This is a genomic window from Streptomyces sp. NPDC026538, assembly GCF_055567535.1.
Genome location: NZ_JBVHQG010000004.1, coordinates 445,351 through 470,908, shown reverse-complemented (window position 1 = coordinate 470,908; position 25,558 = coordinate 445,351). Strand labels below are relative to the sequence as shown.

The 25,558-nt window shown below is 68.3% G+C and carries 16 protein-coding genes; 9 read left to right on the top strand and 7 right to left on the bottom strand.

All coding sequences use genetic code 11. The features are described 5' to 3' along the window. Window position 1 precedes the first annotated feature (1 nt). Window positions 2–244, top strand: coding sequence for a DUF2283 domain-containing protein (locus ACZ4N4_RS19140; RefSeq protein ID WP_453378136.1), 243 nt, complete (start codon window positions 2–4; stop codon window positions 242–244). Between the two features lie 438 nt (window positions 245–682). On the opposite strand, the gene ACZ4N4_RS19135 is transcribed toward ACZ4N4_RS19140, so the two are convergent. Next, window positions 683–838, bottom strand: a complete 156-nt coding sequence (locus tag ACZ4N4_RS19135; protein ID WP_467590078.1) for a hypothetical protein — start codon at window positions 836–838, stop codon at window positions 683–685. 12 nt (window positions 839–850) lie between these two features. Between ACZ4N4_RS19135 and ACZ4N4_RS19130 the strand changes: the two genes are divergently transcribed. After that, window positions 851–973: a hypothetical protein gene (locus tag ACZ4N4_RS19130; RefSeq protein WP_467590075.1), complete on the top strand. Its 123-nt coding sequence runs from the start codon at window positions 851–853 to the stop codon at window positions 971–973. 129 nt (window positions 974–1,102) lie between these two features. Then, window positions 1,103–1,468 (top strand): hypothetical protein, encoded by a 366-nt coding sequence (locus tag ACZ4N4_RS19125; protein WP_467590072.1) that lies wholly within the window; start codon window positions 1,103–1,105, stop codon window positions 1,466–1,468. A 228-nt stretch (window positions 1,469–1,696) separates the two neighbouring features. On the opposite strand, the gene ACZ4N4_RS19120 is transcribed toward ACZ4N4_RS19125, so the two are convergent. Together ACZ4N4_RS19120 and ACZ4N4_RS19115 are read right to left on the bottom strand one after the other, a co-directional pair. Further along, entirely contained in the window at window positions 1,697–2,368 is a 672-nt protein-coding gene (locus ACZ4N4_RS19120; RefSeq protein WP_467590069.1) for an enoyl-CoA hydratase-related protein, read from the bottom strand. Between the two features lie 500 nt (window positions 2,369–2,868). Next, the gene (locus ACZ4N4_RS19115; RefSeq protein WP_467590669.1) at window positions 2,869–3,120 is read right to left on the bottom strand and encodes a hypothetical protein; all 252 of its coding nucleotides are present in this window, start codon (window positions 3,118–3,120) and stop codon (window positions 2,869–2,871) included. Between the two features lie 142 nt (window positions 3,121–3,262). On the opposite strand from ACZ4N4_RS19115, the gene ACZ4N4_RS19110 reads away from it, so the two are divergent. After that, complete coding sequence (locus ACZ4N4_RS19110; RefSeq protein ID WP_467590066.1) at window positions 3,263–5,221, top strand: glycoside hydrolase family 15 protein; 1,959 nt, start codon at window positions 3,263–3,265, stop codon at window positions 5,219–5,221. Window positions 5,222–5,316: 95 nt separating this feature from the next. After that, window positions 5,317–5,511: a hypothetical protein gene (locus ACZ4N4_RS19105; protein ID WP_467590063.1), complete on the top strand. Its 195-nt coding sequence runs from the start codon at window positions 5,317–5,319 to the stop codon at window positions 5,509–5,511. Window positions 5,512–5,741: 230 nt separating this feature from the next. Here the strand turns inward: ACZ4N4_RS19105 and ACZ4N4_RS19100 are convergent, their stop codons facing one another. Further along, entirely contained in the window at window positions 5,742–7,850 is a 2,109-nt protein-coding gene (locus ACZ4N4_RS19100) for an FUSC family protein (protein ID WP_467590059.1), read from the bottom strand. Between the two features lie 512 nt (window positions 7,851–8,362). Continuing rightward, window positions 8,363–12,631 carry a ricin-type beta-trefoil lectin domain protein gene (locus tag ACZ4N4_RS19095; RefSeq protein ID WP_467590056.1) on the bottom strand — a complete coding sequence of 1,423 codons (4,269 nt, stop codon included), beginning with the start codon at window positions 12,629–12,631 and terminating at the stop codon, window positions 8,363–8,365. Between the two features lie 385 nt (window positions 12,632–13,016). On the opposite strand from ACZ4N4_RS19095, the gene ACZ4N4_RS19090 reads away from it, so the two are divergent. From ACZ4N4_RS19090 to ACZ4N4_RS19075, 4 genes are all read left to right on the top strand, one after another. Then, window positions 13,017–20,234, top strand: coding sequence for an RHS repeat domain-containing protein (locus ACZ4N4_RS19090; protein ID WP_467590054.1), 7,218 nt, complete (start codon window positions 13,017–13,019; stop codon window positions 20,232–20,234). Window positions 20,235–20,351: 117 nt separating this feature from the next. Further along, complete coding sequence (locus ACZ4N4_RS19085) at window positions 20,352–20,714, top strand: hypothetical protein (protein ID WP_467590051.1); 363 nt, start codon at window positions 20,352–20,354, stop codon at window positions 20,712–20,714. A gap of 206 nt (window positions 20,715–20,920) precedes the next feature. After that, window positions 20,921–21,553, top strand: coding sequence for an RHS repeat-associated core domain-containing protein (locus tag ACZ4N4_RS19080; protein WP_467590048.1), 633 nt, complete (start codon window positions 20,921–20,923; stop codon window positions 21,551–21,553). Window positions 21,554–21,979: 426 nt separating this feature from the next. Further along, window positions 21,980–22,804, top strand: coding sequence for a hypothetical protein (locus tag ACZ4N4_RS19075; RefSeq protein WP_467590045.1), 825 nt, complete (start codon window positions 21,980–21,982; stop codon window positions 22,802–22,804). An 81-nt stretch (window positions 22,805–22,885) separates the two neighbouring features. Here the strand turns inward: ACZ4N4_RS19075 and ACZ4N4_RS19070 are convergent, their stop codons facing one another. Together ACZ4N4_RS19070 and ACZ4N4_RS19065 are read right to left on the bottom strand one after the other, a co-directional pair. Continuing rightward, a complete protein-coding gene (locus ACZ4N4_RS19070; protein ID WP_467590043.1) occupies window positions 22,886–23,485 on the bottom strand; it encodes an SMI1/KNR4 family protein in 600 nt (199 codons plus the stop codon). A 73-nt stretch (window positions 23,486–23,558) separates the two neighbouring features. Further along, window positions 23,559–24,370 (bottom strand): IS5 family transposase gene (locus ACZ4N4_RS19065; protein WP_467590647.1). Its coding sequence is split into 2 segments (ribosomal slippage): window positions 23,559–24,040 and window positions 24,040–24,370, totalling 813 coding nucleotides; the frame shifts between segments, so codons are not numbered across the junction. Between the last annotated feature and the right edge of the window lie 1,188 nt (window positions 24,371–25,558).

Sequence of the window (25,558 nt, the reverse complement as noted above, 5' to 3'; positions counted from 1 at the left end):
CATGGCAGAAGTCGAAGTGACGTTCGACGGAGAGGCGGACGCCGTGTACATCTCCCTCGCCGAGCCGCAGTCCAAGCGCGCGGTCGCGCGGATGTATCCCTGCGATCCCATCGACGCCGGCATGATCAATCTCGACTTCGACGCGGACGGCCGCCTGATCGGCGTGGAGGTGTTGGCGGCCCGTAGGAAGGTGCCTCAGTATCTGCTCGAAGCGGCGGATCGACTCGACACGGACGCCGAATGACCGACCGGTGCTGGATTCCTCGAACGGTGTAGACGCATCGGTGTCGCAGCCGTCGGGTCGGCGGTGCGGGTCTGTCCCTGATCCATGGCTCGCACGGGAGTCGTGTCGGTCGGTCGCGAGGACGGTCGCGTATTCGATGGCGCCGCGGTCGGCGAATGACCGGCTGACGAGGGCGGCTTTGCGGAAGGGGCGCCGCCGGCCCTCCTGGCGCGCAAGCCGCGCTAGGTCGAGAATGGCCTGAGTGAAAGGCGCCTGACGGGTGAAAACCCAGGTCAGGCCCCTTTTCGCATGCGTCTGGAAGAAGCCGGGCCTCTTCGCCGAGTACGACACCAGCGGGTTCTTCGTCTGCTGGTAGTACGAACACTCTGTGCAGGTTGACCTGCGCATTTAAGGCCGGAAGCGCCGTGCCCGCTCCGAGTGGGACAAGTGCGACGTGGTTCACGAGGACTCGATCATCGACCCGGCCACCCGAGAGTAGAACTTCGGCAACAGCCCGCACACGATGAAGACGACCCACCCGTACACCGAACGCCCGAACCTGGGCCGCAACGGGCTGCCGGTCATCCAGCTCTCGAACAAGGCACTGCGAAGCATGAGGAGCCGGTGGTGACGTTCTTCCACGAGACCTACCACCACTACCGCATGGCCAACTACGGGAACACCGGAACCGAGAAGGACCCGGAGGCATTCGCACAGGTGATGTGGCGGAAGATATCCGGGCGCAGGTGACGCTGGACCGTACCGGCCGGACGACTCCGTGTCGCTGACAGGAAAATGAAGCCGGGCTGGTCTCGGGGAGCATGCTCCCCGAGACCAGCCCCACGACCGTTGTATCCAGCCCCTCCGAGAGGCGGATCCGTGGTCCGACCCTACGACCAACATCACCGCGAGGCGCTCGGCGCCCAACTGCACCTGCCCCTGGCCGAACGGATCTGCCCGATCTGCGGCCACGCCGTGATGCGGGACTACCACCACGAGGAATTCGGTCGCCCCACCCCTTCATGGATCAACTACCTGTGGTGCGGCAACTGTCACGCGTACTCCTCCTCCTTCACCGCGGCTGAACGCAAAATGGTCGAGAACGACCCGCTTCTCAAGGGAGACCGGATCGCCGAGCTCTTCCGCGAGCCGGAACGGCTGCTCACGATCCTCGACGGCTACTGGAAGGCCGGCAGCCTCCCCCCAGGCGATCACCCGGCGCCCCCGAGGGGGCTGACCGACTGACGGCACCGTTCTCATCGTCGGGCCGGCGTATGGGTCGAGCTGCGCGGCGAGGCTTTCCCCGAACCCCCGTTCCGGCTGGACATCAGGGCATTCGACGACGATGGCTGGTCAACTGCCGCTCAGTTCATGGTGGGCTTAGGTCATGGGTGAGGGACAGAAGATGTTTCCGGTGGGCCGGGCACCCGCAGCAGTGGGGGCCCGGCGCCCTCCGTCGGTTGCCTGACGGCGTCAGCCGCGTGGGTTGACCGTGTCGCGGAGGGACGCCAGAGCCGAGGCGTACATGCGTGCCTTGATGGTGCCGAGGGTGTCGCCGGCCTTGCTCAGCTGTGCCTGGGCGATCGCCACGGCCGTGGAGCGGACGGCGTCCTCGGCGACCGCCTGGTCGACGATGCCGGCGGCCGCGGCGTCCGACCCGCCGTAGCGGCGGGCGGTGACCATGGCCTCGTGCGCGGTCTGCGGCGCCAGCCGGGACTGGATCAGGGCGGACATGCCGGGCGTGAAGGGGATGTTGATGTCGGCTTCGGGCAGGCACCAGTAGCCACGGTCGGCGCGCATGACGCGGAAGTCGTGCGCGAGGGAGAACATCGCGCCCGCGGCGAAGGTGTGCCCCTGCAGGGCCGCCACGGTGATCATCGGTAGCGAGAGCACGCGGGCGAAGAGCTCATGGACGGAGACGATGTAGTCCTGGTGCTGGTCGGCGTGGCCGGACAGCCACTCCAGATCCAGGCCGTTGGAGTAGAACTTGCCCGTCGCGGCGGTCACCAGGGCTCGCGGTCCTTCTGCCTTCTCCACTTCGTTCAGGGCGGCGTCGACGGACGCGATCCAGTCGGGGTGGAAGCGGTTCTCACCGTCTCCGAGGTCGAGCACGAAGACGTTGTCCTGGCGGTCAAGGGTAGGCATGTGCGCTCCTGGGAGGATGCGTGGTGTGAGGGAAGGGCGAGATCGGGCAGCGGGCTGCCGCGGGCGTGCTCCAGCTCCAGCACGGGAGCCATCGGGATGCTGTGCCTGGCGCACCCCTCTGTCCAGTCTGGCGTAGTCGACGCCGGCAAGGCGGTATCAAAATGGGAACGGCGGTGTTACCGCTGTGGTCACACCGTTTCTCGGTAGGTCCAGGGCTGCTGTTGTCGGGCAGTCCCTCGGGAGAGGATCCTCCCGTGGGTCGACCCCTGCCACAGTTGCCGAAGCCAGGGTTCGTCTTGATCCCCATCGAGGCCCCAGCCGAGGTGCCCACCCGGACTCCGGCCTCGTCGTCGACGATCCAGGCGTCGTGCTCGCGGCGGTGCTCTTACCCCGCAGCCAGGTCTCCTTCTTCTTCCACACCTCGACCACGGAATCGCCCCGCTCCGCTCGATGGCCCGCCTGGCCTGCTGCCGGCTCCAGCCATGCCGCTTCAGCAACCGCTACGTGCCCTCAACGGTGCAGGAGACGTGGAACAGCCGGCCGGTCAACGTCTTGATCCGCGCCGGCGTCCACCGCAGGTCCGCCCGGTCGTGGACCAGCGTGCCACGCTCCAACTCTTGCTCCAGCCTGGCGATCCGCGTTTCGCTGAGCCGGGACCGCCCGGCCTGGAAGCGGACGACAGCCTGCAACCTGATCCGCTCCCGGGCGGCCCTCTCGGCGTCGGTCAGCCCACCACCCTGCGCGTACCTCACCTCCCCAGGGCTACCGGAGGAGTAATGCGAACCCGCGGCATGCCGGGCAGTCTGGAGGTGGGGGGCGCAAGGTGTGTCCGCGAGGGGCACGGCGGTAGCAGCGACGTCACCGCTCATGCCAGGCGGGACGGGAAGAGGCCCCATGAACGAATATCCGCTGATCGACGACCACGGACTCATCGGTGACCTGCAGACGGCCGCGCTGGTCTCCACCGAGGGAACGATCGACTGGTTCTGCAGCCCGCGGTTCGACTCGCCGAGTATCTTCGGAGCACTGCTCGACGGTGCGAACGGCGGTCACTGGACGATTGCCCCCCGGGCGCCGACGTACGCGACCAAGCAGCTCTACTACCCGGACACCTGTGTGCTGCTCACCAGATTCATGACCGAGCAAGGCGTCGGATCGGTCGTGGATTTCATGCCGCCTGCTTCTCCACGTAATCCGACAAGCAATCACCGGCTGGTCCGCATGCTGCGGTGCACACGCGGCGAGATCTCGTTCGACATCGAGATCGCCCCTCGGTTCGACTACGCGCAGCAACCATATGAGGTCACCTCGCATATGGGCGGCTGGCATTTTGCCAGCCGAGGTACGGACGTGACCGTCCATGTGGTGGACACACCTGACGTTGAGTGCGTGAGCGATCGCAGGATTCGGTCAGGTGGCGTGTGCATGACTGTAAGGCTGCGAGCTGGTACGACCCGCGGCCTGGTGCTGGAGACGTTCGCTGACGGTCCGCCACGCATCGTTTCGCCGCAGGAATGCGAGCAGCTACTGGAGGACACCATCGCCTTCTGGCACAACTGGCTGGCGCGTTCGCGCTACACCGGACGGTGGCGGGAGACGGTCAACCGCTCCGCCATGACGCTCAAACTCATGACGTACGCCCCGTCCGGGGCCATGGTCGCGGCTCCGACCACCAGTCTGCCGGAACAGGTCGGAGGCGAGCGCAACTGGGACTACCGCTACGCGTGGGTGCGTGATGCCTCCTTGTCCCTTCACGCGCTGCTCGGGCTGGGATTCACCGAGGAAGCCGTGGCGTTCACCGAGTGGCTGGGCGACCGCGTTCAGGAATACACCGGTCCTGGCGAACACCCTCTGAAGGTCATGTACCGCGTCGACGGCTCCTCCGACCTGGCAGAGCAGACCCTGGGCCACTGGGAGGGCTACCGGCACTCCGCTCCGGTGCGGGTCGGCAACGGTGCCGCTGACCAGTTGCAGCTCGACATCTACGGATCGGCACTGGAGTGCCTCCATTTCGCCGACCAGCAGGGTCTGCCGACAACCTGCCGCATCTGGCAGAGGCTGATCAACACGGTGGACTGGGTGTGCGAGAACTGGGACCGTCCCGAAGCCGGTATTTGGGAAACGCGAGGCGGTGACAAGGACTTCACCTATGGACGACTCATGAGCTGGACCGCGCTGGATCGGGCCATACGCATGGCCACCCGGAGCGGCCGTCCCGCCGAGGTGCAGCGCTGGACGAAGGAACGCGACGCCATCTACTGGCAGATCCTGCGGCGAGGGTGGAGCCCGGAGCGTGCAGCGTTCACGCAGTCCCTGGGCAGCGACGTCCTGGACTCCGCGCTTTTGCGGATGCCTGCGGTCGGGTTCATCCCCCCGCAGGATCCGCGGTGGCTCTCGACCTTGGACGCGATCAGGAAAGATCTCGTGTCCGACGGCCTCGTATACCGGTACGACCCCTCTGCCTCTCCCGACGGACTGCTCGGTTTCGAGGGCACCTTCTCGGCGTGCACTTTCTGGTACGTCGAAGCCCTCGCTCGCGCCGGTCATCTGCGTGAAGGGCGACTCGTCTTCGAGAAGATGCTCACCTACGCCAACCATCTCGGCCTGTACTCCGAGGAGATCGGGCTGACCGGCGAGCAACTCGGCAACTTCCCACAAGCATTGACCCACCTCGCCCTTGTCACCGCCGCGCTTAGCCTGGATGCCCATCTCGACGCCGCCAGGCCGGGCTTCCCTCCCACCTCTGCGGTTCCGGTTCCCTTTCTCTACGCGCAACCGATGGCGGCAGCGGCCGGAGGTCCACCTGTCACGCCGACCACCCCGTATCCGTCGGACCACGTCATCCGCAGGTGAGCGCACCACCCTCTCCCCATCGGTCCGCCACCTGTGGTAGCAGGCCGCGTCCACCGGTGATGGCAAGGCGGTCGTGATGCCGGCACGGCTACAGGGTGCGCGATGACCATGGGCAAGCCCGTCAACACGCCATTGAGAAGGCTTCGGCCACGGCCGACCAGCCTGTTGCGGCATCGCTGCGCGGTGGTTGGATCCTGCTGATCGAGATTGCCGATCTACGGTTGCCGTTGCCAGGTGACTGCACCATCGACGCCCTCGCCCGACCGATGACGACACTGGCAGCCTGGTGAACGCAAGAGTCGGCCATTCTGACCGGGGCGATCGGCACGGAGCTGCTGTCGCGCGACCTGGCGCGTGCGCGCAACTCGACAGGTACCGGCTTGATGGTCAGGTCGGGGTAGGGATCCGGAACGCGTCGCGCCGCCCTGCACTGGCGTCGATCCCCAGGGCCTATCCGGCTTCGCCCGTCACCCCCCGGCAGGGACCCCACCGTCAGGGCGGACAGCGACTTTGCGGAGTTTCAGGCTGCCGCGTGGCGACCGCGGCGGTGGCGGGAGGCGATGGTGGCGGTCAGGGCCTCCACGGCGTCGACGGTCGCGGTGCTCAGGACGACGGCGCGGCTGGTCGGGGCGCTGCCGAAGCCGTCGGGTGTCTCGGCCAGCAAGCCGGAGCGGGCGGTGAAGGAGTCGAAGACCGACCGCAATGCGCCCGGGGCCACTGTCTCGGCTCCGGCGGCGGCGCGGGCCAGGGCCGTGAGGTGTTCGTGCAGCGGATCGACCAGTTCGGTCAGCTCCGGCACGGTGTCCTGAGGAGTGCGCGGCAGGTGTTCGCCCAGCAGGGTGGCGCATCCGGCAACCGTGGACACCTGAGTCCTGAGCTGCTCCAGCTGCACACTCGACCAGGGGCCGCGGTGCTCTGCCGGCTCGGCGTGCGACTGCTCCACCGCGGCCTCCAGGTGCTCCCTGACCTGCCGTGACCGCGCCCGCAGCGCGTCGACGGCTGCCGGGTCGGTCGCCCCGACGTCGGCGTAGCCGGTCAGCAGCTCTGGCAGCAGCCGGTCCTGCACCCGCAGCCACTCCGCGAGCAGGCCCGGCACCCGCCGGGTGGACCAGGTCGGCCAGACCAGGAAGATGAGCACGGCGATCGCGGCGCCGACCACCGTGTCGGCGGCGCGCGCCCACGCTGTGGGCCCGGGCAGCCCGCCGACGTGGTGGATCAGGAAGACGATCCAGGTGGTCAGCCATAGATTGAGCATCAACTGCCCGGTCCGCAGGGTCACAAACGACGCAGCGGCCAGCACTACCGCCACGACCGCGAGGCCGACGGGCGTCCAGTTCGGCAGGGACAGAACCCAGGCGAACAGGCCGCCCAGCACGGACCCGGCCGCACGTCCCCAGCCGCGGGCGAGGGTATGACCGTACTCGGGGAAGAGCACCAGCATGGTGGTCAGGGCCACCCAGAAGCCGTGCGTGGAGATGCCCAGCCCGCCCCACCCGCCGATCGACCGGCCGATGACCTCGGCGAGCACCACGCCCACTGCGAGCCGCACCGCATGGCGGAAGATCGGTGATTGGGGGTGCAGCTGCGCCCGGATCCGCCGGGCGGTGCGTGCTACGGAGGGGGTGCCCGCGTACAGGCCCGGCACCTCGGTGTGGGGTTCCAGTACATCGCCCAGGCGGTCGTCGGTCGAGCGTCGGGCCAGCTGCTCGGCCGTCCGTAGCCGTGCGGCCAGATCGCCCGGGCCGCGCACGGGCGAGACGGCCGCCCAGGACTCCAGGAGGGTCCAAGCTTCCTCGGGGGTGCGGTGCTCGCGGCCGGAGGCCACCGTACGGGAGATGTCGCCCAGCACCTGCGCCGCAGCGGCCAGTGCCTCCCGGTTCCCGGCCGCCGCTACCGTCAGCCGCACCGTGTGCAGCGCGCGGCGGATGCGCTCGGCCTCTCCCAGCAGTCCGAACATGGCCGCCGCCGCCGGTCGGCTCAACTGCGGCAGCACGTCCAGGGCCTGCCGGGCCGCCGTGAACGGTGCGGACCCGCCCAGGCCGGCGGAGCCGGCCGCGACCGAAGCCTCGGCGAGCGACTGGTACAGAGCTGCAAGGGCGCGGCGCTGGGCGGCGAACCGCGGACCGTACGGGGGGAGCAGTTGCACCACCACGACGACTCCGGTCCCGACCGCGATCCAGCCGGCGATCACCAGGCCGCCATGTACGTCGGGAGCGAGATCAGCCGTGATCATCAGCCCGATGACCGCGAGGCACCCCCGGATGCCGGGCGCGATGCCCATCGTCCGCCACAGCCCGGTGGCGAACGCTGCGACCGCGAGCACCAGCAGGAACAGCCAGGTAGTGCCGTGCACCAGGGCCCCCAGCACCGCCATGGCGCTGAAGGCCGCGGCCATTCCGAGCGCGTTCACCACAGGGTGCCGCAGCGGGCTCAGCAGCGTACCGATGCCGCAGATGAACGCACCGACGCTGGCCATGGCCCCGGCCACCGGGTCGTCCAGCACCAGGCCGAGGACCGTGGCGAGCAGCACGGACAGTACGGCCCGTGCGATCGCCGACGGGGCGGCGAATGCCCGTTGAACGCGCAGCCCGTCCCGGCTGATCGTGACCAGCGAGGACCACCAGCGCATGTCCGGGCCTCCTTGGCGGCGCGGCGCGGGAGCAGTGCTCTCATCTTCTGCCAGCTCCGGCGTGGCTGCCACTCGCCCCCTGGAGGGCGCCACTCAGGGTAGTGAGACCGGCGGTCACCGTGCGTTCATCTGAACAGCTCCGGACGGCTCCGGAAAGCGCCAGGCCCGCTGCCTTACGAGGCGTTCACGCCGGCCGAGCGCGTCCTGCTCAGCACGCTCCTGCACCCCTCACCGAACTCGTCGCCGCTTCCGGCAGCGGCTCCGATTGAAGATCGTGCAGTCGCGGGAGCACGCCTTTCCGTACTTCGGCTGCATGACTCTCCGTAGGGTGGCCACGACAAGGCCTCACGTGCCCTGCCGACTCGCGCTGACCGGACGCGCACCTGACAAAGGGACGGTGCCGCTTGCTGCGCAGGGGCAGTGCCTGCCGCGCCCCGGCTGCTACGACATGAGCACGGCGGCCTGCCACCCCCTCCCCGGGGGTGGCAGGCCGCCGCATGTGGAACCCGGCCTCAGGAGAGCTGGGTGGGAACCGGGCGGTTCCTGCCGAGCGAGGCGACACCGCCCGGAGTGAGGGCCTCGGTGAAGAGCTGTACGTCGGCCACCTTGCCGGCGGTGTACTCCCCGTAGGCGCCCTGGTAGATGCGGCGTCCGATCTGCAGCGGCCCGGTCGCGTTCCAGGCCGTACCGGCGTAGGCGGCGGTGTCGGCCAGGTCGTCGTTGACGTAGAGACGCAGTTGCTGCGTGTCGGCATCGAAGACACCCACCAGGTGGAACCAGGTGCTGGTCTTCGGGCTCTGCGCCCCGGTGGTGGGTCCATAGGCGCTGGTGAACTCGCCCGCGGTGTCATCCGCGTGCGCGTGGCCGAAGGCGAAGGCGTGGGCGCCGCTGGAGTAGTAGAGCTGAAGGCCGTTGGCGCTGGTGCCGGATTGCGAGACGAAGGTGGAGTTCGCGGTCAGGCTGCTGAGGTTGGCCCAGGCCGAGACGGTGTAGCTGCGGCTGGTGTCGAGTACGGGTCCCGAGGTGGCCGCGTACCCGCTGCTGCCGTTGAGGACGAGTGCCCCGCCCCGCGCGGTGTCGGCGGTCACGGTGGCGCCGCCGTTCAGGGCGAGGCCGTTGGCGGGGCGAACGCTGTCCGCGGTGTCCTTGAGCTGCCACCAGTCGGCGGGCCGGTGGACGTGACCGACGCTCACCGGAGCGGCGAACTGCGCCAGCCCGCCGTCCGCCGCGGCGCCCGGGTACTCGACCATCCGGCCGGACCGGGAGGTTGCGTACAGCGCGGGAAAACCGGTGCCCTGCACGTCGCCGGGAGAGGCGGCGGTCGGGTAGTCCTGCTCGCCGACGCCGACCGGGAGCACCGGCTGGGCGGCGGGCAGCGCATTGCCTTCGGTGGCGGTCCACCTCTGGTCGGCGATGTTCTTGCAGTCCCAGATCACCACCCGGGTGCGCGGATTGCGGTTGCTCGCGGGGTCGGCGAGGCAGCGGCCGGACTGGGGGTTCTTGAGCGTTCCCTGGTACGGGCCGGGGACCCACTCCTGGGAACCGGTGTTGTTGCACTGGTAGAGCTGCACCAGGGTGCCGTTGTCGGTGTCGCCCTTGGTGACGTCCAGGCACTTGCCCAACGCGTGCACGGTGTGGTCCGCGCCGAGGCTGAAGTTCTGGGCGTCGGAGTCGTTGCAGGTGTACATCTGCGCCGCGGTGCCATTGGCGGTGCGGGCGCCGGCGATGTCCAGGCAGAGGTTCTTGCCGCCGGTGTCGAGTACGCCGGAGACCAGGGGTGCGTGCCGCGGTGCGGCCAGCTTGGCGGTCGGGACGCCCGCGTCGAAGGTCAGCGGGAAGCTGCTGATCGCGCCGGTGGTGTTGTCCCGGGCCCACAGCGTCGGGACGCCGCCCACGGTGCCGGGGGCGAGCAGGGTGGTGTCGGACCAGTCACCGGTGCCGATCTTCACGCCCTGGCCGAGGTTGCAGCCGGCCTGGAAGGTGCCGGGGTAGTACCAGAGTTCGCCCTTGTCGACCGTGATCAGGTCGGGCACGTCCGCGTACTGGGCCAGCTTGCCGGGCGCCAGGATCTGCGTGACGTTGTTCCAGGTGCCGTCCGATCCCTTGGCGGGACAGGAGTCGGAGTTGCGGATCGGGACGACGTTCTGGGTCAGGGTGAAGTGCCCGGCGGCGTGACCGGGTGTGACCGCGTCGTTGGGGTAGAGGTACAGCTCGTGCGTTTTCTTGTCGAAGGCGAAGAGGTCGTCGACGTTGCTGCCCGTGGCGGTGCCCCGGTGGGCGACCAGGTAGTTGTCCCAGCCGGTGCCGTCCGGGCTCTGTGCCTTGGTCGACATCGGGACGGGCGGGGCCGCCGGGTCGGCGTTGCCGCGGACCAGGACGAGGTCCCCGTCGGTGGTGGGGGCGGCGAGGTCGGGGACGGCGTCGCCGTCCAGGTCGCCCGCGGTCACCTTGGTCTTCGGGTTCCAGGGGGCGAAGAAGCTGTACTGCCCCACGGTGCCCTGGGTGTTGCCCGCGTTGTCGACCGCCCGGACGTAGAGCGTGTGCGCGCCCCACTGGGCGGCGCTGAGCACGATCGGGACCTCCGCCGTGGCGGTGCCGCCGCTCGTGGCGACGGCGTCCACCTTGGCGGCGCCGCTGCCGGGGATGTTGGTGTCCAGCGCGTACTCGAACCGGTCGATGCCGCTGCTGACACAGCTGCCCCGGGTGCAGCCGCTGGGCGTCGGGTCGTTCGCGGTCACCTTGACCTTGACGCCTTCGTCACCGGCATGGCCGGTGGGCGCCTGGTCGGCGCCGAGCGGCGGGAATACGGCGGAGTCGGTGAAGGACGGGATGCTCGGCGAGCTCAGGTCGATCTTGAAGTAGCAGTTCGGCGACCAGCCGCTCATCAGGGTGTCGTCGTCGGCCCTGACGTGCCAGCCGTACTGGTGGCCGTCCGCGACCTTGAAGCCGATGTTGACCCGGGTGGTGCCACCGTCGCTGACCCAGCCGCTGACCGGCTTGCTCTTGCTGGTCGAGCCTCCGTCGTCGTCCGCGGTCTTGGTGTCCCACACCTCGTACCGGGCGCGCAGGTTGACCCCGCTCATGTCGGTGTTGAGGTGCGCGTTGAGGGTGATGTCGGAGGTGTCGCCGGCGAGCCCGGACTGGCCGATCCAGCCGTCCGCCGCGCCGTCGCAGCCGTTGCTCGCGGGGTTGATCGTGGCCGGGGTGGTGCCGAGCCGGTCGGGCTCCGCGGGTGCGATGTCGAACACCGTGGTGAGGTAGGGGTTGGTGGCGAACCGCACGAAGTCGTCGTTGCCGGAGGACTTCGACTCGTTGCCCCACAGCCCGAAGGTCCAGCTGTCGTCCTTGCCCGCCAGCTTCTTGATCTGACCGGTCACATCGAAGTTGACGTCGTGGTTGCCGCAGTGCTGGCTCATGTTGGAGCTCTTGACCTTCTGCGTGCCACCGATGTAGCCGTCGCCGGCGAGCTTGGGCTGGTGGTCCCAGTCGGTGTTCTTGCTGATCCCCGAAACCGTCGCGAGGCGCACGCTCGTCTCGTTGTCGCAGTCGAAGGAGGCGCCGTAGGTCGAGGTGAGGTGTACGACGGACTTGGAGATGACCATCGACTTGGTGAGGTTGCCGGTGTTCAGCTCGTAGTACGCCCGGTTGAGGCCGAAACAGTCCCGCCAGTGCTCGTAGCCGACGCCCTCGCCGTTGTCCTGGGCGTCGTCGTACGGGCTCTGGGAGGGACAGCCTTCCTTGACGGTGATGAAGTGGCTCTTCTTGCTCGTGATCGGGCTGGTGTACGGGTCGATGTAGAGCGGCCAGACCGTGTCCTTGCCGCCGAGCAGGTCGGCGTCGGGGGTGAGGGTGAGCGCGCCCGGCTCGGCGGTGACGCCGATGGCCCGCACCTGTGCGGCGCTGCCCGGCTGTTCCGCGGTCGAGGCGGTCCCACCGTTGCCGCCGCCCTCCACGGGCGGGGTGTCCGCCGCGCGGACGGAGCGACGTGCTGCCGCCTTCGTCGCCGTGACGGGGGCGGAGGCGCCGGACGAGTCCCACATCATCGGGGTGGGCGAGCTGAACAGGGCGGTGCCGTCGGCCGAGGTGGCGGTCACCCGCCCGTCCCGGTCGGCGCTCACAGCCATGCCGTCGCTCGTACCGGTGGTCAGCCGGAGCGAGGCGAGGTCGGGATCGGCGGCGGCCTCGGCGTTGTGGACGATCAGAACCTCGTGGAAGCCGCCCTGGTCGGTGGCGGTCACCCTGAGGTCCACTCCCGGCAGCACGTCGTCGTACCGGGCGCTGTCACCGGTGACGGCCGGGGCCGGCAGCCGGAAGGGGAGCGTGTACGACAGCCGGTGTCCGGCCTCGTCGACGAGGGTGGCCAGCGGTCCGTCGCCGCCGCCGGACAGGGTCAGTGCCGACGGGGTGGCCTTGGTGGAGAACGTTCCGTCGGAGTTCCGGGCCAGTCCGGCGTCGACGTCCGTCCAGCCGCCGTCCGTGCGGACGCGGGCCGGCTGGAGATGCGTGGTCAGGGTGAAGGTGCCGTCCGGGTTGGCGACGGTCTCCGAGGTCTCGGTGGTCAACTGGTCGACGGTGACCGGCTGTCCGCTGCCGGCCGCCTCGGCACTGGCGGTAGCGAGTGGCGAGCCGTCGGTGCCGTCGGCGGCCGCCGAGGTGGCCGGTTCCGCCGCGGAGACCGGGCCGACGGCGCCTATCAGCAGGCCGGTCACGGCCGCCGCCAGCGTCAGACGGCGCGTCAGATTGCGCGCCGGATGACTCCGGACGCGGGTGTACTCCCCCATGAATCGCCCTTTCGAGGAGCGTGGGCGGCGTCCCTCGGCGTAACCCTGTGGTTCTTCTCACAGGGGCACGTCCCCCCGTGGGCCGCCGCGTGTCGGATTTGCGGTAGTTCTGTACGTCGCGCCCCGCTGTGAAGAACCTATGAGGGGCCTGTGTGAAGACTGAGAACGATGTGACCGCCGGGAAAGGGTATTGCCGTGCCCCTGACATGGCAATACCGTTTCGAACCGCTCAGACGCACCGTCAGCTGACCACTGATCAATTCGGCGTCTGGACCTTTCACATGGGGGATCACACATGCGCGCAGGACCGCGCGGAGTTCAAGCTGCCCGAAAGCGGGCATGGATGCGGCGGACAACCCTTTGGGCTGCCGCAACAGCCGCCTTCTTGCTGACCGTTCAGCCGGCCGTGGCCGACGTGGTGGTCGGCGGCTACCAGTACAAGGACGAGGTCTGGGCGGCGGATCCGCTGCCCGAGCAGCCGAAGGTCCCGGGACACCCCGCGGACAGCCCCGGCCTCGAAGAGCCCACCCCGCCGTCCGGCGCCCGCGAACTCGCCCGACACGAGGTGAAGGCCCCGAAGTGGCCCGCCGGTGCCACCGCGACCGTGGATCTCGGCAAGGCGCCCCAGGTGCGCGGCCGCGCGGCGGCCGCGGCGGGCGGCACGGTGAAGGCCGCCTCCACGCCCGTCTCGCTGTCGTCCGCCGCTCCGTCGGCGCTCAGCGACCGGGCCAGGGCACTCCTCGGCAGGACGCCGGTCGAGGCGGCCGGCACGGTACGGGTGCGGCTCGCGGACCGCGGGCAGGCGAAGCGGGCCGGCGTCGACGGTCTGCTGGTCGGCCTGTCCCGCACCGACCGGCGCACCGGCGCCGGCGGTGTGTCCATCTCGCTGGACTACAGCGCCATCGCGCAGGCGTACGGCGGCGGTTGGGCCTCCCGGCTGCGGCTGGTGGCAATGCCGGCCTGTGCCTTGACGACGCCTCGGGTCGCCGCCTGCCGTACTCGCACGCCGCTGGAGTCGGTCAACGACTCGCGGTCCCACAAGGTCACCGGCACCCTCGCGGTGCCCGCCGGAACGGCCGCGCAGTCGATGGGCGGGACCACCGCCAAGGCGACCGGCAAGACGGCCGCTCGCACCGCCGCCCTGGCCTCCTCGGGTGTCGCGGTCGCCGCGGTGGCGGGCGGCAACGGTTCGCAGGGAGACTTCGGCGCCACCTCGCTGTCGGCCTCGGGCGCCTGGTCCTCCTCGGCCTCGGGCGCCTTCACCTACAACTACCCGATCACGGTGCCACCCTCCCTCGGCGGTGAGGCGCCCAACGTCGGCCTGTCCTACGACTCCCAGTCGGTGGACGGCGAGACCTCGGCACGCAACTCCCAGTCCTCCTGGGTCGGCGACGGCTGGTCCTACAGCCCCGGGTTCATCGAGCGCTCGTACAAGAGCTGCAAGGACCAGGGCATCAAGGACTCCGGTGACGAGTGCTGGGGCGGCTGGAACGCCACCATCCAACTCGGCACTCACAACGGCCAGTTGGTACGCGACTCGGACGGCGAGTACCACCTCCAGGCCGACGACGGCACCCGGATCCAACGGCTCACCGGAGCGTCCAACGGCCTCTGGGACGGCGAGTACTTCAAGGTCACCACAACCGACGGCACCGCCTACTACCTGGGCCTGAACCACGCCCCCGGCACCACCGACGACGACGCCACGAACAGCGCCTGGGGCGTGCCGGTCTACCACCCCAAGTCCGGCGACCCCTGCCACGACTCGGACAAGGGCGACGACTCGCAGTGCGACAAGCCGGTCGGGTACCGGTTCAACCTCGACTTCGTCGTCGACCCGCACGGCAACGTGCAGCGCTACGACTGGGCCACCGAGTCCAACTACTACAACATGGGCTACGGGCAGGTCGCCGAGGACGACAAGGGTGGCAAGATCACCAAGTACGTCCGCGGCGGGCGCCTCACCCAGATCTCGTACGGCTACCAGCTGGCCGACGCCAGGGCAGGCCGGGAGCCGGCCGCCAAGGTGGTCTTCCGTGCTGCGCAGCGCTGCACCACCTCCGACACGGTCTGCAAGGCGGACAACCTCTCCTCGAAGACCGCGAAGGACTGGCCGGACACCCCCTACGACCTGCACTGCGAGTCCGACTGGAAGAACAAGGTCGAGGACGACGACACCGACGGCGTCTGTCTGACCTCCGGTCCGACCTTCTGGTCGACGTACCGGCTCAAGGGCGTCGACACCTCGGTGCGGACCGCCTCCGGCTGGCAGGACGTCGACAGTTACGAACTCAAGCAGGTGTTCTCGGACGCGGGTGGTACCTACGACCCGGTCACCGGCAACACCCAGGACCCCAAGAGCACGGGCTCGCTCCAGTCGGTGATGTGGCTCTCGTCCATCGTCCATACCGGCAAGGACACCTCGGCCGGCGGTGACAAGCCCATCACCCTCGACCCGGTCACGTTCGCCGGCATCGAGATGGACAACCGCGTGGACGGCCTGACCCCGGCCGCCCCGCCGCTGTTCCACCCGCGGATCTCCAGCGTGCAGACCGAGACCGGTGAGTCGGTCGCGGTCACCTACCGCGCACCGGAGTGCTCGCGGGAGAAGAAGAAGATGCCGGACGCGGCCGACAGCAACACCATGGCCTGCTATCCGGTGTTCTGGAACACACCCGGCGGCGTGGAGCCCATCGAGGACTGGTTCCACAAGACGCTGGTCGCCCAGGTCACCGACAGCGACCGCACCAAGGCCGGTTCGCCCGCCAAGGTCACCAACTACACCTACAGCGGCGGCGCGGCCTGGCACCGCGACGACTCCGACCTGACCGACGACAAGCACCGGACCTGGAACGACTTCCGGGGCTTCCGCACCGTCACCACCACCACCGGCGCGGCACCGGACCCGATCACCCAGAACACCGTGTCCTACCTCCAGGGCATGGACGGCGACTACAAGTCCGACGGGTCCCAGCGCAGCATCAAGGTGAAGAACGCCCTGGACGAGGAGATCACCGACAGCCCCTGGCTGGCCGGCACCCCGTACCAGGCCCTGAGCTACACCAAGGCCGGCGGCACCGTCGTGGGCCGCACCCTCACCGACCCGCCCAGCTCCAAGGTCACCGCCTCCCGGGACCGCACGGCGTGGACGTCCGAGGATCCCAAGCCCGACAAGCTGTCCACCCTGCCGGACATGACGGCCCGCCGGATCACGGCGACCTCGTCCCGCACCATGGGCCTGCTTTCCGACGGTACCTGGCGGACCACCCGCTCCGGCACCACCTTCGACGACAAGGGCCGGATCTGGAAGGTCGACGACGAGGGCGACCTCGCCAAGCCGACGCAGGAGACCTGCACCACCACGACCTACGCCGACGCACCGTCCGGCAACCCGATGATGCTGGTCTACCCCGAGGAGACCGTCAGCGTCGCCGGGCCCTGCGGCACCAGACCGGGCAAGGACACCACCCTCTCCGACAAGCGGATCTTCTACGACGGGGACGGCTCGGTCGACAAGGTCGGCACCCTGGGCACCCTCGGCCAGAACGGCGACTCCCTCGGCCTGGTCACCGCGACCCAGTCGGTCACCTCGTACGACGCGAGCGGCGACCCGAAGTACCAGACGCTCGGCGGCATGTCGTACGACAAGTACGGCCGGATCGCCACCAGCACCGACGCCGCGGGCAACACCACGACCACGTCGTACGAGCCCACTTCGGGCATCCTGCCCACCACCCTGTCCACGACGAATCCGCTGAAGTGGACGGCCACCAGCACCGTGTCACCGGGCCGCGGCTCGGTCGTCCACGCGGTGGACGTCAACAAGCAGGCGACGGACGCGACCTACGACGCACTCGGACGGCGGGAGAAGGTCTGGTCACCGGGCCGGGACAAGGACAGCGAGAGCCCGGACCGGATCTACAGCTACGACGTCCACGGCGCCGGCGACAACCCCACACCGTCTTCGGTCACCACCAAGGGCCTGCGTGAGGACGGCTCCTACAGCACCTCAGTCACCATCTACGACGGCACGCTGCAACCCCGTCAGACCCAGTCGACCCCGGCGGACAACTCAGCCGGACGGCTCATCTCCTCGACCTATTACGACTCGCACGGCTGGGCCGTCTCCGCCATCGCGGCGTACTCCGACGCGGATCACGCCCCGGGCGGCACGATGTGGGCGGAAACCAACCGCACCGGCCCGTCGGTGACCCGCACGGCATACGACGGGCAGGGCAGGCCGGTCAGCAACACGCTGGTGTCCTTCGCCAGCACCCTGTTCCAGTCCTCGACGGACTACCGTGGTGTCGACCGGGTCGACACCACGCCACCGCAGGGCGGCAAGGCCACCACGACCTACACCGACGCCCTCGGCCGCACCACCTCCACGGTGGCGCGTGACACCACGCCGGACCGCAAGCTCAGCGGCGGCGGCAAGCTGGCCTCGGGCACCTCGCTGGTCTCCGCCGGTGTCCGGCTCGCCATGCAGGCCGACGGCAACCTGGTGCTGACCTCGCTCGTCGGCGACAAGTCGCTGTGGTCGTCCGGCACGGGCGGTAAGCCGGGCGCGTACGCCGTCATGCAGACCGACGGCAACTTCGCGGTCATGGACGCCACCGGGAAGACCACCCTGTGGTCCAGCAAGACGTCCGGCCACACCGGCGGCTACCTGAAGGTGCAGTCCGACGACAACGTCGCCGTGTACGACACGTCGAACACCGTGCTCTGGTCGACCGGGACCGCCGACAAGGCGGCGACGGCGGACATCACCACGCGCTACACGTACACGCCCGGCGGCCAGGTCGACACGGTCAAGGACTCGGTGGGCAACACCTGGTCCTACGACTACGACCTGCAGGGCCGCGTGGTCTCCCAGACCGACCCGGATACCGGCACCTCCACCTCGCACTACGACGCGCTCGGGCGGCTGGACCGCACCACCGACGCCCGCAAGCAGACCCTGTCCTTCACCCACGACTTGCTGGGCCGCCGCAAGGCCGAGTACTCGGGCGACGGCACGACGGACCCGTCCAAGCTGCTGGCCGAGTGGACCTACGACGAACTCGGCAAGGGCCTGCCGGTCGCGTCCATCCGGTACGCCGGCGGCAAGAACGGCAGCGCCTACGTCCAGAAGATCGACTCCTACAACGCCATCGGCCAGCCGACCAGCACCTCGACCGTGATCCCGGACGCCGAGGGCGCCCTGGCGGGTACCTACACCGCCAAGGCCTCCTATACCGAGAACGCCGGCATGCTGGCGGCGACCACGTACGGCGCGGACGGCGGTCTGCCGGCCGAGACCGTGGGTTACGGCTACAACCTCCAGGGCGGCCTGGTCAGCATGGGCTCGCCCAGCCGGCCGTACGTCGCCACGGTCAACTACAGCCCGCTCGGGGAGGTCCTCCAGACCACCGTCGGCACCCCGTCGAAGCAGCTACGCACCGCGCAGACCTACGACCAGGCGACGGGCAGGCTGGCGACCAACCGGGTCACCCTGCAGACGAACGCCGCCAACCCGGTCTCCGACACCACCTACGGCTACGACCAGTCTGGCAACATCACCGCGGTCGCCGACGTCCGCTCCAGTGGCGGCGCGGACCGGGTCGCCGACACCCAGTGCTTCGCCTACGACGCGCAGGATCGGCTGACCACCGCCTGGACGGACACCAAGGGACTCACCAAGGCCACGGCGGGCCAGCTCGCCCAGTGCGCCACGTCGCGTCCGACCGCGGCCACCATCGGCGGACCGGCCCCGTACTGGACGGACTGGCAGTTCGACCAGCTCGGTGACCGCACCCAGCAGGTCGCGCACGACGTGACCGGCAACGCGGCGAAAGACACCACGCAGACGTTCGTCTACCCGGGCGCCGGTACGGCTCCCGCCAAGCGGCCCAACGCGGTGTCCACCGTCACCACCCGCAACCCCACCACCGGCACGTCCGTGCTGACTCCGGAGTACGACGACGCGGGCAACACGAAGACCCGGACCACCACCGGAGCCCGCCCGGGCAGCCAGGGGATCGAGTACGACGAGGAGGGCCTGACCTCCGCGACCACCACCGACGGCAAGAAGACCGGCTACCTCTACGACGCCGATGGCCAGTTGCTGATCCAGCGCAGCCCGGGCGGCAACACGCTCTACCTCTTCGGCGGCAACGAGCAGCTCAGCCTCGACACCGCCACCAAGGCCGTCACCGGACTGCGCTATTACTGCTCTCCCGACGGCACCATGACGGTCCGCTCCAGCAAGGGCGGCATCAGCTACCAGCCGACCACCCCGCAGGGCACCGCCCAGCTCCAGGTGGACGGCAATACGCTTGCCATCACGCGCCGCGCCTTCGACCCGTACGGCAACCCGCGCGGCCCCGTGCCCACCGGGTGGGCCGACAACCACGGCTACCTGGGCAAGCCCGCCGACGCCACCTCCGGTCTGAACCTTCTCGGGGCGCGGAACTACGACCCGGTCACCGGCCGGTTCCTGTCGGTCGACCCGATCTTCGAGAGCGGCGACCCGAACCAGATGGGCGGCTACGGCTACGCGGCCGGCAACCCCGTCTCGGGCAGCGACCCTGACGGCCTGGCCTGGTATTCGGACTGGGGCGGAGCGGTCGGCGGCTTCTTCTGCGGTGTGGGCGACAGCGTCGTCGGCGACCCGTGGCAGTGGAGCGTCAACACCCTCTCCGACGGCTGGAACGGGTTCGCCGGCATCGTCAACGGCGACAACCAGTATTTCAACGGCTGGACCGGGTACTCGAACGAGACCCCGTTCCAGCTCGGCCACACCGGTTACGTCGACGACCACCCGCTGGGCAACCTCTTCGGCGTCGACACCGGCTCGACTTCCTACGTGGCGGGCCAGTGGACCGGCGTGGTCGGCACCTTCGCCGCCGACGGATACGGCGCCTACAAGGCGGTCAGCGGCGGGATCAAGGCCGTAAAGGCGGTCAAGACCGCGATGTCGGAGGGCGAGGACCTCGTCGGAGCGGTCAAGAAACTGCTCTCCGGCGACCTCCCCACCACCACCCCGAGCGACCCCGCACCCACCACACCCAAGAACGGCGACACACCGTCGACACCGAAGGCGGGCACAGGCAAGGGCGGCAAGGAGCCGGGGGGCAGCGGGAAGGCCGCCGCGCGCAGCGGAGAGGAGCCCAGCCCGGCGTCGGAGCCGAAGCAGGGCAACGCCTACCGCAGCAAGCCGAAGGGCCAGCCGAACGAGTACCTCGTGGGACCGGTGGTGAGCCTCGGCAGGCTCAAGCAGTACCTGGCCCGTGCCGGTTACCGTTCCGAGTGGGACAAGTACGAGGTCGTCCACGTCGAGCGGATCATCGACCACCGGAACGGAAACCTCGCCGAGGGCGTGAGCCCGCACGGGTACAACGGCGCCCCTCACTACCGACCGCTACCGCACCGCGCGGCGAACGGCAAGCCCATCATCGAGATGTCGGACAAGGGTCTGCGGAACATCAAGGAGGCCGTCGTGACCTTCTTCCACGAGACCTACCATCAGAATCGGATGGCGCACTTCGGTGACGAGGGCGGCGAGGAGGAAGCCGAGGAGTTCGGCCAGATGATGTGGCGCAAGATTTCCGGCAGCGGCTGATACCTTGCCAGACCGCCGCGTGACTACGCGTCAGTGAGCTGAATCGCGGTCGGGGCGGGCGCGGTGGGATCACCTCCCACCGCGCCCGCCCCAACTCCCCAGAGAGGTCCTACACCCATGCTCCGCCCCTACGACCAGCAGCATCTCGAGGCGCTCGGCGCCCAACTGCACCTGCCCGTGACCGAGCGAACCTGTCCGATCTGCGGCCATGTCACCATGCGCGTGTACCACCGCGAGAAGCTGGGCCGGACCGAACCCGCGTGGATCACCTACCTCTGGTGCGGCAACTGCCACGCCTACTCGTCGTCCTTCTCCGGCGCCGGCCGCAAGATGGTGGAGAGCGACCCGCTCCTCGAGGAATACGGCGACCGCATCGCCGAGGTCCTCCGCGACACCGAGCGCCTGCTCAAGATCCTCGACGGCTACTGGAAGGCCGGCAGCCTCCCCCAGGTGATCTCCCGGCGCCCCCGGGGCGGCTGATCGGTTGACCGCACGGTTCTCATCGCCGGTCGGCCGCTTCCTGTCGGCCGACCCGGCCCCGGCACGGGCGGCAAGGAGCAGGGTGGCAGCGGCAAGTCCCAGCCCGGAGGCGACAGCGGTTCAGGGGAATTCGGCGAGCCGAGCCACCGGTCCAAGGGGTCCGGCAGGAGCGAGGATCGAGAACCATCGAGGCCGTATGACGGCAAGTGGCTGGTTCATCGTTGTCGACGAGAACTGAGACGACGACAACTGAACTGCATCCGGCATCGTCGGGAACCCGTCATTGGCACAGTCACGAACTCAGCTGTCTGCTGACCGACCGACTCGGTACCGCCACCGTCGCCGTTGACCTCGGCAAGGATCAGACCGTCACACGCCGGGCTTTCAAGCCCTACGGCGAGACACGCGGCACCAAGCCGTCCACCCGGCCCAACCAGCACACGTACCTCGGCGTCGGCATCGACGACACCAACACCGGCCTCGTCCACCTCGGTGCCCGCGACTACGACCAAAATACTGGCCGCTTCGTCTCTGCAGATCCGGTCATCGACATCACGGACCCGCTCCAGATGAACGGTTACGCGTACGCGAACAACAATCCCGTCACACGGAGCGATCCCACTGGCCTGTGCCCGAAGGACATCTGCGACGGATACGGCCAGAACACGGGCGACACGCCGTTCAACCCACCCGGTGGAAACTCGGACAGCCAGGACTCTGGCCAAAATTCTAAAACCGTTCTGCGTAATGAAGGACGGCAGAACCTAGGTAACTGCGGCTTGCAGTCAAATGCGCAGGACGCTGCGGTGTGGGCCAGCGGTTTTGCAGCGGCACTCTGAGCCAAGCAGCACCGCATCGACGGGTACGTCACCGTGGACATCGGGACCGGCGGGCACACGGAAAACTTCATTCCAGGCGCAAAGGCGGATGGTTCCGGCGATGATGGGCGAGCCGATGTGATGCTCTGGACCAAGGACAGAGTGTACATATGGGAAGTCAAGCCGAATGCCTCCGAGAACCCGAATCCGGATGACCACAAAGCGGTCGATAAAAGCAATCGCGCTTTCAAGGGTGGGGTAAAGCAGCTCGAAAGCGGTACGCGGGGGTGGACCGGTACAGTATGGTCACGTAATAAATACCCGTATGGTGGGCGCCGGGCTCCTAGGGACGCTCACGGTCTTTTTGACGCCGTTCGATGTCGCAGTCACAGCTGGTGGCGCCACCCTGTACGGGTTGGCCGCCTGAGTGCTGAAGCGAGATGAGGTATGGATCTCTTTATCAGCGCGTCGTTGGACGCGTCGACAGAAGGGGGAGTGGGTCCGGCCATCGCCCATTGGTTCAGGGCTGCCCTGGCCGGCCCACTGTCGGGCCTGCGCCGAATGGAGGAGCAGGGCAGGCAGGCTTATTCCCTCGCATCCACGCAAAGGGATGAAAACAGTAAAGAGCGAGACTATTCGCCGATTTCGCAAAAATGGCCACTCATGGAGCGGGATCTTTTGGGGGCTCCCGAATCCGGCGACTTGCTGTTCTTTGTGGTGGGCGGAGACGGACCGGCGAGTCATGTCAGAAATTCATGCATCACGGTGTGCCGACCCAATATGTCTCTTTCTGTGTCGCTCGAGGTCGGACACGGTAATGAGGCAAACCCGGATTATTGCTCGGGGATCAGGGAATTTCTGGTTTCGGCGCTCGATGAGGTGAATCCTGCGTTTGCCCGCGTGGATTGCACGGGGCCATGGACGGATCGCACAAACCTCGATGTAGTCTTGGGGAGGAGGCCACGTCATTCTGTTGAGCAGGCGAGATCGCTTCTGCGAGGCTATTCCTGGATCACGGTGTGCCCCCCTGAGCTGTGCCAGAGGCTCGGTGGCGTAGCCGAAATGTCCGCAAGCGGTGCCTTCTTTGAAGTGGTCCCCCTTTCTGCTGGTGGTGCGGTGCTGCAGGCTACAGAGACTCTGACGGGATTCTCAGACGATGCCATGCGGGCGATCTTCCAGGTTCTGGCACCGGTGCTTCCCGCAGGAACGCCTCGATTTGATCCCGCTCATCCTCGCGTGCGTTACGTTCCCGAGGAGGCCATCGAGGCGTGACCCTCGGATTGTCGAAGCGTGTTCATGGGGGCTAAGAGGTGATCTCATTAGGTTTGCTGCCGTGACTAGAGCGGCGGCTTCTTACATGCCGCGGTCTGGGCCGTACCATAGTTCCGGGCGTTCGTCAGCGGACATCGGAAGGCAACGCAACTCCACGGGGCCGGGGTAAAAGGCTGCGCTGTTGGGCCCGCTCATGTCTTCGCCGATGAGGTAGCGGTAGAGCCATTCCGTGAAGCTAATGCGGTGCTCTGCCCAGGTTTCGTCATAGTTCACCAAGAGTCTCGGAGCCTCGGGGGCAGCGAGCAGGAAGATGGTCTCTCCGCGGTCGGTGCTCGCGATCGGCCACAGCCCGTTGCGGGTGCCGAAGCTCAGCTCGTCGAGTCCGAAGAGCTGGCGGGGGTCCTCGTCCGCGTCGAGATCGAGGTCGTCCCACGGCACCTCGGACCACGCCTTGATCGTGCTGCGGATTTTTTGGCCCAGGTTCCACCGCTCGGTCGCGGGGTGTGAGAGGTACAGGTGCCCGTTGATCTGGATGGGGGCAAACGCGTCCACAAGGACCCTGTAGTCGGGCGGAAGCTGGATGCCGAGTTCTGCGTGGAGACGGTCCCACGCAGCCGGGTCCGCATAGCGGTTCTGGGCCGGGCCGAGCATCTCCATCACGGCAGCCAGGTAGTCAGTCATGAATTCCTCGACAGTGCGTACGCGGCGCGGTCCACTGCGTCGGGCTGCGCCATTTGAAGCCGTACTTTACGGATCACGTCGAGTTGAGAGCCTTGGCAAGTCTGCGGTGGCAGATCAGAGCGGCGGCGATGCCGGCGAATGCGAGGAAGTGTCCTGCCTTGCGTTCGTACCGACGGTGCAGGCGCCGGCATCCGGCAAGCCAGGCAACCGTCCGCTCCACGGTCCAGCGATGACGTCCCAGCCGCTGGGAGGACTGGACGCCCTTGCGCGCGATGCGCGGGGTGATGTTCCGCGAGCACAGCCAACGGCGCAGGTGATCGTAGTCGTACCCCTTGTCGCCATGGAGCTTGGCAGGCTTTCGCCGCCGCGGCCCACGGCGTGAGCGGATGGGCGGGATGCCGCGTACGAGAGGTTCGAGGCCCTGACTGTCATGGGTGTTCGCGGCGGAGATCCCGATCGAGAGGGGCAGACCGGACCGCTCGGTGATCAAGTGGATCTTTGATCCCTTCTTACCGCGATCTACGGGATTCGGACCCGTCAGATCCCCCCTTTCGCTGCCCGCATGTTCACCGAGTCGATCGCGCACCGGGACCAGTCCAGCTCCCCGCGTGCGCCGAGTTCGTCCAGGAGAAGGCGGTGCAGCTTGCCCCATACCCGGGCCCGGCTCCACTCGGTGAATCGCCGGTGTGCGGTTGGCCCGGATGGGCCAAAGACTGGCGGCAGTTGCCGCCAGGTGCACCCCGTCGTGGCCACGAACAGGATCGCCGCCAGTACCGCGCGATCACCGTAGCGCCGTCGTCCAACGCCCTGCGGACGCACCGGCGCAACCGGGACCACCCGCTGGAACAACTCCCACAACCCGTCCGGCACCAGATGCCCCACCATTGCCATCACGACCGCCAGCTTAGGGATCAAGCCAGTTGAGACGACCTCTAAGACCGTGTCCTACCTGGTGAGGCGGTCGTTGGCCCCAACGTGGGGCGGGGTACGTGGAGTTGGATTGTTCCGGACGGGCTGCGGGAGATCGCGGAGCCGTTGATACCTCCGTCGACGACGACTTCACCATCGCCAAGCCGGCCGGCGGCGCCACACCCGCCACCAAGACGTGGGCGGATGCCCTCGGCCGCGTCACACGTATCCAGCACTGCACCAAGTCCGCCCTGAGTCAGTGGCGGGACACTGTCTACGAGTACGACAGCCGTGGCAACCGCAGCAAGGTCACCGGCGAGGCCGGAAACGGGAGTTACCTCTACGACGCCCGAGGCCGGGTAACCCTCCCTACGACCCCGACACCGGCCATTCCTCCTTCGGCTACGACGACGTCGACCGCCGGACGTAGGCGGTCGAGGGACGTGACAAGGCCATCTACACCGAGTACGACGCGATCAGCCGGGTCAAGGCCACACGTGAAGGCAGCGAATCTGCGGCACCGACCCGTGAATGGGAGTACGACACCCTGGCCGGCGCCGACGGCCTGCTCGCCGCGACCGTCCGCCACGATGCCAGCGGCGACTACGTCAACCGCGTGACCGGCTATGACGCCGACTACCGGGTCACGAGCCGAGAAGTCGTCATCTCCAACCCATCTCCGCTCACCAAGGGCGTCGCGGGCACATACCAGTACGCGTACACCTACATGCCGACCGGCAAGCTGCGCAGCACGACCCTGCCCGCCGCGCCCGGCGGACTCGCCCAGGAACAAGTGTTCACCCGGTACGACGGTGACGGCCTGGCCGAATCGACCTCGGGCCTGGCCTGGTACACCGCGGACGTCAGCTACTCGCCCTACGGCGAAGCCCTGCGTACGGCCACCGGCCCCCAGCCCAACCGAGTGGACCACCAACTTCATCGACGACCACACCGGACGCCTCCTTCGAACGATCGCCGACCGCGAGACCGCGGGACCGCAACGGCTCGCGGACACCCGCTACTCGTACGACGCGGCCGGCAACGTGACGTCCGAGGCATCCCAGAACGCCACCTCCGCGACCTCCACTGCCTGGGACACCCAGTGCTTCACCTACGACGCGATGGGCGAACTGGTCCACGCCTGGACCTCGAACATCACCCCCG